Raw genomic sequence first — 15,382 nt, 5'->3', positions numbered from 1 at the left:
ATGGCGCCCCCGAGTTCGTTCCTCTGGTCGCGCCGGGTCTTTCTCACCCTGCTCACCGGTTTCGTGCTGGTGCCGGTCTACGTCATGGTCTCCAGCTCGTTGAAGCCGCTCGCGGACGTCACGGGCAAGTTCCGCTGGCTGCCCAGCGGTCTGACGATCCGCCCGTACATCGACATCTGGTCGACGGTCCCGCTGGCTCGCTACTTCGTGAACTCGCTGATCGTGGCGGGAGCGGCGACCGTCTGCTCGGTGGTGATCGCGGTCTTCGCCGCGTACGCGGTCAGCCGCTACAGCTTCCGCGGCAGGCGCGTCTTCACGGTCACCGTGCTGTCCACACAGATGTTCCCGGGCATCCTCTTCCTGCTCCCGCTGTTCCTGCTGTACGTCAATATCGGAAACGCCACCGGCATCGCCCTGTTCGGCTCCCGCGGCGGACTGATCCTCACCTATCTCACCTTCTCCCTCCCGTTCTCGATCTGGATGCTGATCGGGTACTTCGACTCCGTGCCGAAGGACCTGGACGAGGCCGCCCTGGTGGACGGCTGCGGCCCGCTCGGCGCGCTGCTGAGGGTGGTGGTCCCGGCCGCGATCCCCGGCATCGTCGCGGTCGCCGTCTACGCCTTCATGACCGCCTGGGGCGAGGTCCTCTTCGCCTCCGTCATGACCAACGACACCACCCGCACCCTCGCCGTCGGCCTCCAGGGCTACTCCACGCTCAACAACGTGTACTGGAACCAGATCATGGCCGCCTCGCTGGTCGTCAGCGTGCCCGTGGTCGCCGGCTTCCTGCTGCTGCAGCGCTATCTCGTCGCCGGGCTGACGGCCGGGGCCGTCAAGTGACCGATTCTCCTGCGTCCGAAGGGACTTACGTGTCCGACCGCATCGACCTCGCCGCCTTCCCGCACGACTTCCTGTGGGGAACGGCCACATCGGCGTACCAGATCGAGGGAGCGGTCGCCGAGGACGGCCGCTCCCCGTCGATCTGGGACACCTTCTCGCACACACCCGGCAAGGTCGACGGCGACGACCACGGAGACGTGGCCTGCGACCACTATCACCGCTGGCGCGAGGACATCGGCCTGATGCGTCAACTGGGCGCGAACGCCTACCGGTTGTCGATCGCCTGGCCGAGGGTGGTGCCCGGAGGGTCCGGCCCGGCGAACCCCAAGGGACTGGCCTTCTACGACGAGTTGACCGACGCACTGCTGGAGGCGGGCATCACCCCGTCGGTCACCCTCTACCACTGGGACCTGCCCCAGGTCCTCCAGGACCGGGGCGGCTGGCCGGAGCGGGAGACGGCCCTGGCGTTCGCCGAGTACGCCTCCGTCGTCGCCGCCCGCCTCGGCGACCGGGTCACCCACTGGGCCACCCTCAACGAACCGCTGTGCTCTGCGTGGATCGGCCACCTGGAGGGCAGGATGGCCCCCGGCCTGACCGACCTCACGGCCGCCGTCCGGGCCTCCTACCACCTGCTGCTGGGCCATGGCCTCGCCGTCGAGGCGATCCGCGCCGCCGCCCCGTCCGCCGAGGTCGGCCTCGTCACCAACCTGTCCACGGTGCACGCCGCCACCGACCGTGACGAGGACGTACGGGCCGCGCGCCGGCAGGACGGCCACGTCAACCGCTGGTGGCTGGACCCGGTGTACGGCCGGGGCTTCCCGGCCGACATGCGCGCGGTGTACGGCGTCGACCTCCCCGAGCGGGCGGGCGACCTGGCCAGGATCGCCGCCCCACTCGACTGGCACGGCCTGAACTACTACATGCCGGCCACCGTCGCCGACGACCCCTCCGCCCCCGCGCCGCACGTCCGCTCGGTCCGCCGCCTCGGCGTCCCGCGCACCGGCATGGACTGGGAGATCGACGCACACGGCATCGAGACGCTGCTGCTCCGCCTGACGGAGGAGTACGGGGCACGGAAGATCTACGTCACCGAGAACGGCTCCGCATACCCGGACGTCGTACGCCCGGACGGCACCGTCGACGACCCCGAACGCCAGGACTACCTGGTGCGCCACCTCGCCGCCTGCGCGTCCGCCGTCCGCAAGGGGGCCCCGCTGGCCGGGTACTTCGCCTGGTCGCTGCTGGACAACTTCGAGTGGGCGTACGGCTACGACAAGCGGTTCGGGCTGGTGCACGTGGACTACCGGACCCAGAAACGGACCATCAAGGGCACCGGGTACCGGTACGCGGACATCATCCGGGCGCATCGGGGGCAGGCCCGGAAGGCGGCCTGAGGCGTCAATGCCGCGCGGCCGAGTCATGCGATCGGGTGAGGTTCCGGGTGGTGGGGCACGGCGCGGGACCGCGGGCCGTTCGACGGGGTGAGCAGCACTTCGACACCGCGACGACGCCAAGGGGGGGCACACGATGGGCTTGTCTTTCCACCACAACGCGGACGGCACGATCACCGGCGATGACTGGTTCGGCGGCGATGGATTCGGCGACGCCCGGGCGGGCGGACATGGTCCGGCTGCTCGACGCGGCGGGCATCGAGGAGACGGACCAGGCGCCGGGGCGGGTCAGCAGTCCCTGAACTCCGGGGACTGGTTCAGGATCTGGGAGCGGAGGGACGTGAAGCGGCCGTAGGTCTCACCGGTGCGGGCTCCCGGGTGGAAGGCCGCCACCCGGTGGCAGTTCTGGAAGGCGAGTTCGACGCCGAAGTGGCGTTCCAGGCTGCCGCGGATCGCGTCGCTGGCGAGAGCGCGCAGGAGCTGGCCGCGTTCGCGCTCGGAGGGGGGAGGGGTCTGGTTGTCGGCGAAGTGCGCCGTGCCGGACTTGAGTTCGGCGGAGAGGGAGGCGATCAGGTCGTAGGCGTACGGGAGTGAGGTGCGGACCGTGTCCACGAAGTCCTCCTCGCGGATGTCACCGGACTCGGCTTCGGCGAGGAGCTTCGGGGAGACGTCGAGAGACATGGAAGGGGGTGTCCGTTCTGATCGATGGTTGAGGTTGCTCACGGGGGAGTTGCGTCAGGCCAGTGAGGTCGGGCCCGGTACGAAGTCCGGGTCCACCTGGGTGGCGAGGTCCTCGCCCGTGGCCCTGTCCGCCCAGGCGCGCGCGTTGCGCAGATGGAACTCCACGGCATGGCGGTGCAGTGCCGCCCAGTCCTTCGGGCGGGCGTCGACCGCCTCGCGCAGTACTTCCAGAGCGTGCCGGTTGTGCGGCTCCAAGGCGTCCAACTCGCCTTGCTGCCCGCCCTGTTCGGCCGACCGCACCCATGGCGAGTGGACCAGGTACGTCAGCAGGTCCTCACCCACCTGGTCCTTGAGGAACAGCACGTCGTCCTCGCCCGTCACCTTGTTGCCGACCACCGCGATCCGGATCCCGAACTCCCGCGCGTGGTCCCGGTACTGGCGGTAGACGGAGACGCCCTTGCGGGTGGGTTCCGCCACCAGGAACGTGATGTCGAAGCGCGTGAACAGCCCGGAGGCGAACGCGTCCGCGCCGGCGGTCATGTCGACGACGACGTACTCGCCGGGACCGTCCACCAGATGGCCGAGGTACAGCTCCACCCCGCCGAGCTTGGAGTGGTAGCAGGCCACGCCCAGATCGCTCTCCTCGAACTCGCCCGTCACCATCAGCGACACGTCACCGACGCGCCGGGCGTGACGCGCGTGCAGTTCGTCGTCGCCGAGGAGGCGCAGGAGACGCGAACCGCGGCCGGGCGGGGTGGTCTTCACCATCGCCTGCGCGGAGGCGATGCGCGGGTTGTCACCCCGCAGGTAGTCCTTGATCTCGGGCAGATGGGCTGCCAGGGCCGGGGCGTCCAGGGGACCGGCGTGTCCCAGTGCCTCGGCCAGGTGCTGGTTGATGTCGCCGTCGACGGCCAGTACCGGCGCGCCGGAGCGGGCCAGATGACGAGAGAAGAGCGCGGACAGGGTGGTCTTGCCGCTGCCGCCCTTGCCCACGAACGCGACCCGCATTACCGGGCCGCCCTCGTTTTGAAAATGAATGTCATGTGGCTAGGTTGTAGACAGCTTCCAAGGCTCTGTCAAATCGGAACGATCAAGGAGGGGCGGTTAGGTGCTGGTGGTGACGGCGCAGCTGACGCGGTGAGCGGGAGGCCGGCTTTCGCTGCGGCGGTCCATGGTGGCCGGATTGCTGCGGATCGCGGCCGGTTTCGCGGTCGTGGCGGTCGCCAGGCGCGCCGGCCGCACAGGCATCGTGGGGCTGCCGCCCGCCGCCGGGTTCGTCGTCCTGCTCACCCTCGGCCAGATGCTGGTCGTTACCTGCGGATTGCGCCTGGGTGCCGGACCTGGCGGGGGAGGGGCGGCTCGGGCTCTACACCGGGGCGTTGTCCTCGGTGTCCGGGCTCATCGTGCTGGTGGGCAGCTCGGCGACGGGACTGCTGCTCGACGCGGGAGTTCGAGGCGCGGTGCCGTGGGTGGTGCCGGTCGCGGCGGCCGGGTTGTTGCCCAGAGACCGATGAGCAGCGGCTCGTCGTCGGCTGCGGTGCCGCGGTGACCGGTCGCGGCCGGGCGGCACGCGGCTTGGCCCCGGAGGCGCGAGCGGCAACGGCGGCACGGCGTCCGACGACGGGACGCGACACCCGGCGGTGAGGGCGCGCCCGGCGGTCAGGGCGCGATCCCGGTGGTCAGGACGCCACCGGCTGTCGTTCCTCCGCCGCCAGTTCCAGGATTTCCGCGACCTCCGCGTCCTGGACGCGGGAGTTGTGGTGGAGCCACCGGACGTCCCGGCCGAAGGACCAGGTCAGGGAGGCGAGGGCGATCAGGACGACCGTCAGGGACGCCGTGTCCGGCAGGTAGCCCGAGGCGGACAGCAGCAGGCAGATGCCCTGCATCGCGGCCACCGTCTTGCGGGCCATGCTCGGCGGGAGCTCGGCGTTCAGCCACGGCCAGACGCGGGCAGCGGCCACGAAGCCGTACCGCATGCCGCCGATCAGCAGGACCCACGGGCCGAACTCCATGGAGACGTACACGCTGAGGACGAGGATCAGGAACGCGTCCACCTCCATGTCGAAGCGCGCACCCAGCGGCGTGGACGTGTTCGTGGCACGGGCGACCTTGCCGTCCACGCCGTCGAGGATCAGCGCGACCGCCGTGAGACCGACGAGGGCGGTGACCGGCGGGGAGCTCTCGAAGGAGTCCGCGACCAGGGCGGTGACTCCGCCCACCAGGGTCGCGCGGCCGAGGGTCACCCGGTTGGCCGGGCCGAAGGAACGCGGCCGGGTGCGGTGCAGTGCCCGGGAGAGCACCGCCCAGGTGGCGACGGCGAAGGCGAGGCCGGTCAGCCAACCCGCCGGCCCCATGCCGATCGCCGTGCCGAGCAGGGCCAGCAACAGGATCTGAACGCCCGCTCCCACAGCGGTCTCCTGCTGGACCAGCCTCGCGTCGTAAGTGTTGTTCAGGGCCACCGCACACCCTCCGGCCGTATGACAGAGTCGATCAACGCCGCGTACTGTGCGCGGCCTGTGCACACCTCGGTACGTGAACCACTTCCCGATCGTTCAGGAGGACGTCAGATGAACCTGATCGCCCGCGCGTTCTGGCTCAGCCGTCCGGGACAGGGCGAGATACGAGACGTCCACCTGCCCGAACCCGGCGAGGGCGAGGTGCTGGTGCGTTCGCTCTACTCCGGGGTCAGCCGGGGGACCGAGACGCTCGTCTTCCGCGGAGGTGTTCCCCAAAGCCAGCACGCGGCCATGCGGGCGCCGTTCCAGGAGGGCGACTTCCCCGCCCCCGTGAAGTACGGCTACCTCAGCGTCGGCGTCGTGGAGGCGGGCGCGGCGGACCTGGTCGGGCGGACGGTCTTCTGTCTGTATCCGCACCAGACGCGGTACGTCGTCCCCGCCTCCGCCGTGACCGTCGTCCCGGACACCGTGCCCGCCGAGCGGGCCGTCCTCGCCGGGACGGTGGAGACCGCCGTGAACGCGCTGTGGGACGCCGCGCCGTTGGTCGGGGACCGGATCGCGGTGGTGGGCGGGGGCATGGTCGGCTGCTCGGTGGCCGCGCTGCTCGCCCGCTTCCCGGGCGTGCGCGTCCAGTTGGTGGACGCCGATCCCGGCCGGGCCAAGATCGCCGAGGCGCTCGGCGTCGGCTTCGCGCTGCCCGCCGACGCCCTCGGCGAGTGCGATCTGGTCGTGCACGCCAGCGCCACCGAGCAGGGGCTCGCCCGGGCCCTGGAACTGCTCACCGCCGAGGGCACGGTGCTGGAGCTGAGCTGGTACGGCGACCGGCAGGTGGCCCTCCCGCTCGGCGAGGCCTTCCACTCCCGGCGCCTGGTCATCCGCAGCAGCCAGGTCGGCACCGTCTCCCCGGCCCGCCGCTCCAGCCGCAGCTACACCGACCGGCTCGCGCTCGCCCTCGATCTGCTCGCCGACCCGGCGCTGGACGCCCTCGTCACGGGGGAGTCCGCCTTCGAGGAACTGCCGGACGTCCTGCCGAGGCTGGCTTCCGGGGAGATCCCGGCGCTGTGCCACCGGGTCAGGTACGCGGACACAGCCTGACGGAGTCGTTCAATCCGGGACGACTTTCGGCCACGCAAGACCGCCTGACCTGAGAAAAGAGTGAGCCGGTACTGAACACGGGGAACCGAAGAGCCGTACTACACGGCATCCCCCGGCGGCCAATGGCCGGGGGACCAGACGCGCCGCACCTGGAGGGTCGTCCGTTGTTCAGTGTCACCGTCCGCGATCACATCATGATCGCCCACAGCTTCCGCGGCGAGGTCTTCGGACCCGCGCAGCGCCTGCACGGAGCGACGTTCCTGGTGGACGCCACCTTCCGGCGCGAGCAGCTGGACGACGACAACATCGTCGTCGACATCGGACTGGCCACCCAGGAACTCGGCGCGGTCGTCAGCGAGCTGAACTACAGAAACCTCGACGACGAACCCGCGTTCGCCGGGACCAACACCTCCACGGAGTTCCTCGCCAAGGTCATCGCCGACCGGCTGGCCGAGCGCATCGAGAAGGGCGCGCTCGGTGAGGGCGCCAAGGGCATCGCCGGGATCACGGTCACCCTGCACGAGTCGCACATCGCCTGGGCGAGTTACGAGCGTGCCCTGTGACCGACGTGACCTTGGAGAAGGTGGGGAACCCGGCGCTGGGCTACGTGCCCGTGCAGAACGCCGCCGTCAAGAAGGCCGAGATCCTGCCCATGTCCCTGCGCCTGGTGCACTTCGTCATGCCGGGCGGCGTCGACGACCCCGCCGCGCCGAGCGGCGGCAACGCCTACGACCGGCGGGTGAGCCTGGATCTGCCCGGTTTCGGCTGGCAGGTCCACAAGCACGCCGTGGCCGGCGAGTGGCCCCGGCCCGGGGCCGCGGCCCGCGCGGAACTGGCACGGACCCTGCGCCAGTTCCCCGACGGGGCGGTCGTCCTGCTGGACGGGATCGTCGCCTGCGGGGTGCCCGAGATCGTCGTACCGGAAACGGAGCGGCTGAACCTCGCCGTGCTGGTACATCTGCCGCTCGGCGACGAGACGGGCCTCGAGCCCGCGGTGGCCGCCGAGCTGGACGCCAAGGAGCGGGACGTGCTGCGGGCCGTGCCCGCGGTCGTCGCCACCAGCGACTGGGCGGTCCGCCGGCTCGTCTCGCACCACGGGCTCGCCCCCGAGCGGGTCCATGTCGCCGCCCCCGGCGCCGACATCGCGCCCCTCGCCTCCGGCACCGACGGTGTCTCGCGACTGCTGTGCGTGGCCGCGGTGACCCCGCGCAAGGGGCAGCACCGGCTGGTGCAGGCGCTGGCCGCGGCGGCCGACCTGCCGTGGAGCTGCGTGTGCGTCGGCGGACTCGGGCAGGACCCGGAGTACGTCGCCCATCTGCGGCAGCTGATCAGGGAGAACGGCCTGGAGGGCCGTATCGAGCTGGCGGGTCCGCGGGCCGGTGCCGAGCTGGACGCCAGCTACCACGCCGCCGACCTGATGGTGCTCACCTCCTACGCGGAGACGTACGGCATGGCGGTCACCGAGGCCCTGGCACGCGGCATCCCGGTGCTCGCGACGGACGTCGGCGGCCTGCCCGAGGCGGTCGGCCGCGCCCCCGACGGCGGGGTGCCCGGCATCCTCGTGCCGCCGGAGGACCCCGCCGCTCTCGCCGCCGAACTGCGCGGCTGGTTCGGCGAGGCCGACGTACGACGCCGGCTGAAGGCCGCCGCCCGGGGCCGGCGGGCCGCCCTGGACGGATGGGCGACCACGGCCCGCAGCCTCGCCGGAGTACTGGGCCGGCTGCCGAGCGAACCCAGGAGGGCGGCATGAACAGGACCGCACCGGCGCAGACCGGCGGAAAGATCCCGGCACAGCCGGGTCCGAGGGAAACGGTTCGGGGGCAGCAGATGGCAACGCAGGCGGCGGACACCCGCACGAACGCAGAGGACCGGACGGCCGCGACGGACCGCCACGAGCCGGCGACCGGTTCCGTGGCGGACGCCGCCGCGCAGGGCGTGATCCCCGGTGCCGGGCCGGTCCCGGGGGCCGGAGAGCGGGCCACCGTGCGGTTGCGGGAGACCGGGCCGGACGAGCCGCCGCGCTACGCGCCCGAGTGGCTGGAACTGCGGGAGCCCGCCGACGCCGGGGCCCGGGCGCACGACCTGCTGGACCCGCTGCGGATCCGGCTCGCCAACCTGCCCGGCAAGGCCGGGTACGTCATCCACGACCTGGGCTGCGGCACCGGCTCGATGGGCCGCTGGCTCGCGCCCCGCCTCGACGGCGCCCAGCACTGGATCCTGCACGACCGCGACCCCTATCTGCTGCACTTCGCCGCCGTCGCCTCCCCGCGCTCGGCCGCCGACGGCAGCCGGGTCACCGTCGAGACCCGGCGCGGCGACGTCGCCCGGCTCACCCCGGACGCCCTCGCCGGCGCCTCCCTGGTGACCGCCTCGGCCCTGCTCGACGTCCTCACCCGCGAGGAGATCGACACCCTCGCCGCCGCCTGCACCGGCGCGGGCTCCCCGGCCCTGCTGACCCTCTCGGTCGCGGGCCGCGTCGAACTCTCCGCGCCCGACCCGATGGACGAGGAGATCATGGAGGCCTTCAACGCCCACCAGCGCCGCGACGGGCTGCTCGGCCCGGACGCGGTCACGGTGGCCTGCGAGGCCTTCTCGGAGCGGGGCGCCACGGTACGGGTCAACCCGAGCCCCTGGCGGCTCGGCCCCGGCGAGACGGCGCTGACCGCCCAGTGGCTGCGCGGCTGGGTCGGCGCGGCCGTCGAGGAGCGCCCGGAGCTGGCATCGCGCGCAGAACGGTATCTGCGCGACCGGCTGGCCGCCTGCGAGGCCGGCGAACTCCACGTCACCGTCCACCACAGCGACCTGCTGGCGCTGTCCCGGCCGGTGGGCGGGGCGTCATGAGCGTGGAGACGGTGCGGGCGTTCGTGGTGCGCGGCGCGACGAAGACCGGGCGGGACGTGGACGTGGTGTCCGGGGCGCCGAGGACCGCGCGCGCCGAGGGGCCGGTCCTTCCGGCACCGGCGGGCGCGGCCGGCGGCGTGCCGTCCGTCGTGGTCGAGGTGTGGGAGGACGGCGAGGACTGTCTCGCGGCGCGCGACGCGGCCCTGCGGGCGCGGGCCGGTGAACTCGCCGTCTCCGCGGACCGCATCGGCGTGATCGTCTCCTCCGCGCGGACCGGAACCCCGTCCGCAGCGCCCTGGTGGCGGAGCCTCCTGAACCGGCTCAACTCCCGTGCTGTGCGCACCCACTTCGGCTCGGTCGCCGGCGCCGTCATCCTCGGCGCCCTGCTGTGGCATCTGGGCACCGGCGTGCTGCTGGACGGGCTGCGGCGGATCGACGCGACGACGCTGGTGCTGTCCCTCGTCATCGGCGCCGTCACCACCGTGCTCAGCGCCTGGCGTTGGGCGCTGGTGGCCCGGGGGCTCAGGATCGAGCTGCCGCTCGGAGCGGCCGTCGCCGACTACTACCGCGCCCTGTTCCTGAACGCCGCCCTGCCCGGCGGTGTCCTCGGGGACGTGCACCGGGCGGTGCGGCACGGGAAGAACGCCGGTGACCTCGGCCGCGGTGTACGGACCGTGGTGCTCGAACGGGTCGCCGGGCAGATCGCGCTGGCCGTCGTCGGTGGCGCGGTGCTGCTGACCCTGCCGTCCCCGGTGCGGGCCGAGGTGCGCAGCTTCGCCCCGCTGGTCGCGCTCGCCGTGGTGGGCGCGTTCGCCGTCGTCCTGGCCCTGCGGATGAACCGGGCGCCCTCCCGCCGCGGCCGCGCCCTGCGCGCAACGCTCGCCGAGGCCCGCGAGGGGTTGTTCTCCCGCCGCAACGGGCCCGGAGTCGCCCTCTCCTCGCTGCTCATCCTCGCCGGACACCTCGCCATGTTCGTGCTCGCCGCCCGTGTCGCCGGCTCCGGTGCCTCCGTCGCCGTCCTGCTGCCGCTGGCCGTGCTGGCGCTGCTCGCCATGGGAATCCCGCTGAACGTCGGCGGTTTCGGGCCCCGTGAGGGCGCCACCGCCTGGGCGTTCGGCGCGGCCGGACTCGGCGCGAGCAGCGGGGTGGCCGTCGCCGTGGTCTACGGCGTGCTCAGCTTCGTCGCCGCCCTGCCCGGCGCGGCCGTCCTCGTCGCCCGCTGGTACGAGGGTCTGCGCGCCGGGACCGACGCCGGTGCCGGCTACCCGCGGTCGTCCGCCGACGTGAGCAGCGAGAAATACGCGCCGAAGGAATCCGCGAGGCTCGCCAGCAGTTCCTTCCCCTTTTCCGCGGAACCGAGCGAAGGGCGTCCGATGACGCCCGAATCGGTATAGCCGGCCATACCGAGGGTGAGCAGATGGCGACGGTCGTCCGCGACGAAATCGGAGGTCTCATAACCGGGCCGGAGGAATTCCGGGTGAGCGTGCAGAAGGATGGAGGTCTCGATTTCTCCCGCGTGCATGTCGGTCAGCAGCGAGGTGGTGACCCCCGCCCGCTGCCGAGCCGCTTCCCAGTCCTCGGCGGCCGGGAACAGCGCCATGCGCTCGCCGCGCGCGGAGGCCTCCTGGACGACGTTTCCCAGCACGTAGTTGCCGCCGTGCCCGTTGACGACCACCAGGACGTCGACGCCGGAGCGGCGCAGCGAGTCCGCAATGTCCCGAACCACCGCGTGGAGGGTCACCGAGGAGATGCTGACGGTACCGGGCCAGGCCGCGTGCTCGTGCGAGCAGGAGATCGTCACCGGAGGGAGGAGGTGCACCGGGTACGCCGCGGCGATCTCCCGGGCCACGGCACACGCGACCAGCGTGTCGGTCACCAGCGGAAGGAACGGACCGTGCTGTTCGAAGCTGCCCACCGGAAGGACGGCGACCTGCGTTGAGACACCCGCCGCTCTGGTCCGTACCTCTTCCGTAGTGTCCGCCGGCACCAGCCCGTCCGCCGCCGTACGCGCGCCCGAACCACTCATTTCTTCACGGCCTTTCGTCTCTGTTTAGGAATCAGATCATGACAGATAAAATCGGCGTCCTCGGCAAGAAGTCCCCGCAGCGCACGGGTGTGGAACGGATCGTGAATGCACCGCTGCCCACGGTGTACGGGCAATTCCGGGCGGTGGGCTACATGGATCACGACCGCGGTGACGAACAAGTCGCCCTGGTGTACGGCGAGATCGGCACGGACGACGTTCTCACGCGTCTGCATTCCGAGTGCCTGACCGGTGACGCGTTCGGCTCCCAGCACTGCGAGTGCGGCGACCAGCTGGCCTCCGCGCTGAAGGCCGTCGTCGCCGAAGGCAGCGGCATCGTCGTGTACTTGAGGGGCCACGAGGGCCGCGGCATCGGTCTGCTGGCCAAGCTGCGGGCGATGGCGCTGCAGGCGGAGGGCCTGGACACGGTCGAGGCGAACCTGGCGCTCGGACTGCCGGTGGACGCCCGGGACTACGGCGTCGCGGCGGAGATCCTGCACGACCTGGGCGTGAACTCGGTCCGTCTGATGTCCAACAACCCGCGCAAGCGCGAGGCGTTGCTGCAGCACGGCATCAAGGTCGCCGAAACGGTCCCGCTGCTGATCCAGCCGTGCGAGAGCAACATCACCTACCTGCGCACCAAGCGGGAACGGCTCGATCATGTGCTGCCGCACCTGGACGCCGTCGCCCACCTGTCCTGATCGCGGTGCGGATGCGGGCCGACGCCGTGATCATCGGCGGTGGGGTGATGGGCGTGAGCATCGCCTACCACCTCGCCGCCGCCGGGGTCCGTGACCTCGTCCTCGTCGAACGGGACGAACTCGCCTCCGGCTCCACCTCGAAGGCCGCGGGCGGGGTACGGGCGCAGTTCTCCGACGAGCTCAACATCCAGCTCGGCGCGCGCAGCCTGGAGGCCTTCGGCCGGTTCCAGGAGGAGATCGGGTACGACATCGGGCTGCACCGGGTCGGCTATCTGTTCCTGCTGTCGACGCCGGAGGAGGTCGCCTCCTTCGAGGCGGGCGTGAGGCTGCAGAACTCCCTCGGCGTGCCCAGCCGCCTGATCACCCCGAAGGAGGCCCGCAAGCTGTCGCCGCTGATCAGCACCGACGGCCTGCTCGCCGCCGCCTTCTCCCCGGACGACGGCCACTGCACCCCCGAGGCCGTCGTCCACGGCTACGCCTCCGCCGCCCGCGCCCTCGGCGTGCGCATCCTGCGCCACACCGAGGCCACCGGCATCGAACGGCAGGGCACCACCGTCACCGCCGTGTCCACCACCCTCGGCCGCATCGCCACCGACACGGTGATCTGCGCGGCAGGCCCCTGGTCCCGGGCGGTCGGCGCGATGGCCGGCGTCCAGCTGCCGGTGGTGCCGCTGCGCCGCCAGATCGCCGTCACGGAACCCGTCGCGGGCCTGGAGCCCGGCCTTCCCATGACGATCGACTTCACCACCAGCCTCTACTTCCACGCCGAGGGCCCCGGTCTCCTGCTGGGCATGTCCGACCCCGACGAGCAGCCCGGCTTCGCCACCGACCCCCACGACCGCTGGATCCCCCGCCTGGCCGCCGCGATGGAACAGCGCGCCCCGGCCCTGCTCGACCTGCGCCGCACCGGCACCTGGGCGGGCCTGTACGAGATCACCCCGGACCACAACGCCCTGATCGGCGAGGCCGCTTCCGTCTCCCGCTTCCTGTACGCCACCGGCTTCTCCGGGCACGGCTTCCTGCAGGGGCCTGCCGTCGGCGAGGTGATCCGCGACCTGTACCTGGGCCGCGTACCCTTCGTGGACGTCAGCCCCTTGAGCGCCGACCGTTTCGCGGCCGACGCCCCGCGCCCGGAGGCCAACCTCGTATGACAGAGCTCCACCTGTGGCTGCGCCACGAGGACCGCACGACCGAACGACGCACACCGATCGTGCCGTCCGACGCCCGTCGGCTCGTCGAGGCCGGAGTGACGCTGACGGTGGAGGAGTCCCCGCAGCGGATCTTCCCGATCGAGGAGTACGAGGCGGCGGGCTGCGCGGTCGCGCCCTCGGGGACGTGGGTGTCGGCGCCCCGCGACGCCGTGATCCTGGGGCTCAAGGAACTCCCGGACGGACCGGCGGAACTGACTCACCGTCACATCTTCTTCGGTCACGCCTACAAGCGGCAGCCGGGAGCGGAGACCCTGCTGCGGCGGTTCGCCGCCGGGGGAGGCCGACTCCTCGACCTCGAGTACCTGGTGGACGACGACGGCCGCCGGCTGGCCGCCTTCGGCTTCTGGGCCGGCTACCTCGGCGCCGCCCTCGCCGTGCTCCAGCACCGGGGCAGACTGGTCGCCCCCCTCACGCCCACGTCGAAGGAGGAGCTGGACGAGACGCTCCGACGCGCCGAAGAGGACGAGGAGTTCACGGCCCTGGTGATCGGTGCGCTGGGCCGCAGCGGCCGGGGAGCCCGCGTCGCCCTCCACACGGCCGGGATCGAGCCGACCTGCTGGGACCTGGCCGAGACCCGCGACCTGGACCGCCCGGCGCTGCTCGCCCACGACGTCATGGTGAACTGCGTCCTCGCCACCAGCCCCGTCCCGCCCTTCGTGCGCGAGCAGGACCTCGACGACCCGGCCCGCCGCCTGCGCACCCTCTGCGACGTCACCTGCGACGTCGGCTCGCCCCTCAACGTCCTGCCGGTCTACGACCGCACCACCGACTGGACGGAGCCGGCCCGACGCCTGCGCAAGGAACCCCCGCTCGACCTCATCGCCATCGACAACCTGCCCTCCCTGCTCCCGCGCGAGTCCAGCACCGACTTCTCCGCGGCGCTGGTGATGCAGCTGCTGGAGTTCGGGGCCGGCGGGCCGTGGGGCCGCTGTCTGGAGCGGTTCCACCAGGCCTGCCGTGAACTCGGCATCGATGAAGGGGAGTTCCGTGGCTGACCGCGTCATGGCGAGCGGCACCGTCCACTGGATCGGCGCCGGACTGTCCACGGGCAGCGGTCTGGCCCGGCTCTGCGACAGCGCCCCACGCGTACGGCTGTGGCACCGCACCGAGGAACGCGCCGCCGACGCCCTCGGCCGGCTGGGCCTCACCGGACGCGCCGAACCCCGCGCCTACACGCTCCCCGCGCTCACCGCCGAACTGGCGCCCGGCGACGTCGTCGTGTCGATGCTGCCCGCACCCGAGCACACCGGCGTCCTGGCGGCCTGCGTGGCCGGCGGCGCCCACTTCGCCTGCTCCAGCTATGTCTCAGACACCGTCCTGGAGCAGGTCCCCCAGGCCGAGAAGGCCGGCCTGGTCGTCCTCACGGAGGCCGGGCTCGACCCCGGCATCGACCACCTCTTCGCCCACAGCCTCGTCGCCCGCGCCCGTGAGGCCGTCGGCGACGCCACGGCGGCCTCGTACGCCTTCACCTCCTACTGCGGCGGCATCCCCGCCGTCCCGAACGACTTCAGGTACCGCTTCAGCTGGGCACCCGCCGGCGTCCTCAACGCCCTGCGCTCGCCCGCGCGTTACCTCGAGGACGGAGTGGCCGTCACCGCCGACCGGCCCTGGGAGGTCACCCGGCCGCACGTCCTGGACGGCGAGACCTTCGAGGTGTACCCGAACCGGGACAGCGTCCCCTTCGTCGAGCAGTACGGGCTGCCGGCCGCCTGGCAGGCGCGTTCCTTCGTGCGCGGCACGCTGCGGCCGGCGGGCTGGCTGCGGGCCTGGGAGACGGTCTTCGAGGAGCTGAAGGGCGGGGACGACGCCCGTATCGCCGCGCTGGCACGGGAGTTGGCCGACCGTTACCCGACCACGGACGCCGACCGGGACCGGGTGGTGCTCGCCGTGTCACTGGACGTGCGGGCGGGACAGGGGCGGAGCTGGTCGGGGAGTTACCTCCTCGACCTGGTCGGCGACGCCCAGGAGAGCGCGATGGCCCGCTGCGTCTCCCGTCCCCTGGCCCTGGGCGTCCGCCACATCCTCGACCACACCCTGCCCGCGGGCCTGAACCGGGCGGCGGAGACGGCCGCCCGGTCCGAGCGGTGGCTCGGTGAACTGGCCGAGGAAGGGCTGGAGTTCAGCCTGCGCGTCGACCAGTAGG

Annotated in this window: 14 protein-coding genes and 2 pseudogenes; 12 read left to right on the top strand and 4 right to left on the bottom strand. The window is 72.1% G+C overall.

Annotated features, from left to right (window positions below; genetic code table 11):
* On the top strand, nucleotides 1-840 hold the full coding sequence (locus ACWCQ1_RS10850; RefSeq protein WP_133042146.1) for a carbohydrate ABC transporter permease: 840 nt from the start codon (nucleotides 1-3) through the stop codon (nucleotides 838-840).
* 29 nt (nucleotides 841-869) lie between these two features.
* Nucleotides 870-2,234 carry a GH1 family beta-glucosidase gene (locus ACWCQ1_RS10845; protein ID WP_358596097.1) on the top strand — a complete coding sequence of 455 codons (1,365 nt, stop codon included), beginning with the start codon at nucleotides 870-872 and terminating at the stop codon, nucleotides 2,232-2,234.
* Nucleotides 2,235-2,519: 285 nt separating this feature from the next.
* On the opposite strand, the gene ACWCQ1_RS10840 is transcribed toward ACWCQ1_RS10845, so the two are convergent.
* Together ACWCQ1_RS10840 and ACWCQ1_RS10835 are read right to left on the bottom strand one after the other, a co-directional pair.
* Nucleotides 2,520-2,912 carry an SCO5389 family protein gene (locus tag ACWCQ1_RS10840; protein ID WP_358596095.1) on the bottom strand — a complete coding sequence of 131 codons (393 nt, stop codon included), beginning with the start codon at nucleotides 2,910-2,912 and terminating at the stop codon, nucleotides 2,520-2,522.
* A 54-nt stretch (nucleotides 2,913-2,966) separates the two neighbouring features.
* Nucleotides 2,967-3,920, bottom strand: coding sequence for an ATP-binding protein (locus ACWCQ1_RS10835; protein ID WP_451026284.1), 954 nt, complete (start codon nucleotides 3,918-3,920; stop codon nucleotides 2,967-2,969).
* A 100-nt stretch (nucleotides 3,921-4,020) separates the two neighbouring features.
* Between ACWCQ1_RS10835 and ACWCQ1_RS10830 the strand changes: the two are divergent.
* Nucleotides 4,021-4,426: pseudogene (locus tag ACWCQ1_RS10830) on the top strand (MFS transporter); the annotation flags it as partial.
* A gap of 165 nt (nucleotides 4,427-4,591) precedes the next feature.
* Here the strand turns inward: ACWCQ1_RS10830 and ACWCQ1_RS10825 are convergent.
* Nucleotides 4,592-5,371 carry a CDP-alcohol phosphatidyltransferase family protein gene (locus tag ACWCQ1_RS10825; RefSeq protein WP_358596091.1) on the bottom strand — a complete coding sequence of 260 codons (780 nt, stop codon included), beginning with the start codon at nucleotides 5,369-5,371 and terminating at the stop codon, nucleotides 4,592-4,594.
* Nucleotides 5,372-5,479: 108 nt separating this feature from the next.
* On the opposite strand from ACWCQ1_RS10825, the gene ACWCQ1_RS10820 reads away from it, so the two are divergent.
* From ACWCQ1_RS10820 to ACWCQ1_RS10800, 5 genes and pseudogenes are all read left to right on the top strand, one after another.
* Nucleotides 5,480-6,463 (top strand): zinc-dependent alcohol dehydrogenase, encoded by a 984-nt coding sequence (locus tag ACWCQ1_RS10820; protein ID WP_358596089.1) that lies wholly within the window; start codon nucleotides 5,480-5,482, stop codon nucleotides 6,461-6,463.
* 164 nt (nucleotides 6,464-6,627) lie between these two features.
* Nucleotides 6,628-7,026: a 6-pyruvoyl trahydropterin synthase family protein gene (locus ACWCQ1_RS10815; RefSeq protein WP_133041950.1), complete on the top strand. Its 399-nt coding sequence runs from the start codon at nucleotides 6,628-6,630 to the stop codon at nucleotides 7,024-7,026.
* Entirely contained in the window at nucleotides 7,023-8,213 is a 1,191-nt protein-coding gene (locus tag ACWCQ1_RS10810; RefSeq protein WP_358596086.1) for a glycosyltransferase family 4 protein, read from the top strand. Before ACWCQ1_RS10815 ends, ACWCQ1_RS10810 begins: the two co-directional genes overlap by 4 nt.
* Entirely contained in the window at nucleotides 8,210-9,304 is a 1,095-nt protein-coding gene (locus ACWCQ1_RS10805) for a class I SAM-dependent methyltransferase (RefSeq protein ID WP_358596083.1), read from the top strand. The genes ACWCQ1_RS10810 and ACWCQ1_RS10805 overlap by 4 nt, the downstream gene beginning before the upstream one ends.
* A pseudogene (locus tag ACWCQ1_RS10800) lies at nucleotides 9,301-10,443 on the top strand (lysylphosphatidylglycerol synthase transmembrane domain-containing protein); the annotation flags it as partial. The gene ACWCQ1_RS10805 and the pseudogene ACWCQ1_RS10800, both read left to right, overlap by 4 nt.
* Before the next feature lie 122 nt (nucleotides 10,444-10,565).
* On the opposite strand, the gene ACWCQ1_RS10795 reads toward ACWCQ1_RS10800, so the two are convergent.
* Nucleotides 10,566-11,330: a creatininase family protein gene (locus ACWCQ1_RS10795; protein ID WP_358596080.1), complete on the bottom strand. Its 765-nt coding sequence runs from the start codon at nucleotides 11,328-11,330 to the stop codon at nucleotides 10,566-10,568.
* 38 nt (nucleotides 11,331-11,368) lie between these two features.
* Between ACWCQ1_RS10795 and ribA the strand changes: the two genes are divergently transcribed.
* Genes ribA through ACWCQ1_RS10775 form a run of 4 tightly spaced genes read left to right on the top strand, consistent with a single transcriptional unit; the run spans nucleotide 11,369 to nucleotide 15,381 of the window.
* Nucleotides 11,369-12,028 (top strand): GTP cyclohydrolase II, encoded by a 660-nt coding sequence (gene ribA / locus ACWCQ1_RS10790; RefSeq protein ID WP_208776788.1) that lies wholly within the window; start codon nucleotides 11,369-11,371, stop codon nucleotides 12,026-12,028.
* Nucleotides 12,029-12,039: 11 nt separating this feature from the next.
* Complete coding sequence (locus tag ACWCQ1_RS10785; protein ID WP_451026283.1) at nucleotides 12,040-13,179, top strand: NAD(P)/FAD-dependent oxidoreductase; 1,140 nt, start codon at nucleotides 12,040-12,042, stop codon at nucleotides 13,177-13,179.
* Nucleotides 13,176-14,234 carry a saccharopine dehydrogenase gene (locus ACWCQ1_RS10780; RefSeq protein WP_451026282.1) on the top strand — a complete coding sequence of 353 codons (1,059 nt, stop codon included), beginning with the start codon at nucleotides 13,176-13,178 and terminating at the stop codon, nucleotides 14,232-14,234. Before ACWCQ1_RS10785 ends, ACWCQ1_RS10780 begins: the two co-directional genes overlap by 4 nt.
* Nucleotides 14,227-15,381: a saccharopine dehydrogenase family protein gene (locus ACWCQ1_RS10775; RefSeq protein WP_451026281.1), complete on the top strand. Its 1,155-nt coding sequence runs from the start codon at nucleotides 14,227-14,229 to the stop codon at nucleotides 15,379-15,381. The genes ACWCQ1_RS10780 and ACWCQ1_RS10775 overlap by 8 nt, the downstream gene beginning before the upstream one ends.
* The last annotated feature ends 1 nt before the right edge of the window (nucleotide 15,382 follow it).

It is taken from the genome of Streptomyces sp. NPDC002144, assembly GCF_053593695.1.
Note: the sequence above shows the minus strand (reverse complement) of the source record. Positions and strands in the feature narration are given on the sequence as shown.

Excerpts from the sequence above, each read along its gene's own strand:
- ribA (WP_208776788.1), top strand. The coding sequence starts at position 11,369 with ATGACAGATAAAATCGGCGTCCTCGGCAAGAAGTCCCCGCAGCGCACG.
- ACWCQ1_RS10780 (WP_451026282.1), top strand. The coding sequence starts at position 13,176 with ATGACAGAGCTCCACCTGTGGCTGCGCCACGAGGACCGCACGACCGAA.
- ACWCQ1_RS10785 (WP_451026283.1), top strand. The coding sequence starts at position 12,040 with ATGCGGGCCGACGCCGTGATCATCGGCGGTGGGGTGATGGGCGTGAGC.
- ACWCQ1_RS10840 (WP_358596095.1), bottom strand. The coding sequence starts at position 2,912 with ATGTCTCTCGACGTCTCCCCGAAGCTCCTCGCCGAAGCCGAGTCCGGT.
- ACWCQ1_RS10820 (WP_358596089.1), top strand. The coding sequence starts at position 5,480 with ATGAACCTGATCGCCCGCGCGTTCTGGCTCAGCCGTCCGGGACAGGGC.
- ACWCQ1_RS10805 (WP_358596083.1), top strand. The coding sequence starts at position 8,210 with ATGAACAGGACCGCACCGGCGCAGACCGGCGGAAAGATCCCGGCACAG.
- ACWCQ1_RS10850 (WP_133042146.1), top strand. The coding sequence starts at position 1 with ATGGCGCCCCCGAGTTCGTTCCTCTGGTCGCGCCGGGTCTTTCTCACC.
- ACWCQ1_RS10835 (WP_451026284.1), bottom strand. The coding sequence starts at position 3,920 with ATGCGGGTCGCGTTCGTGGGCAAGGGCGGCAGCGGCAAGACCACCCTG.
- ACWCQ1_RS10795 (WP_358596080.1), bottom strand. The coding sequence starts at position 11,330 with ATGAGTGGTTCGGGCGCGCGTACGGCGGCGGACGGGCTGGTGCCGGCG.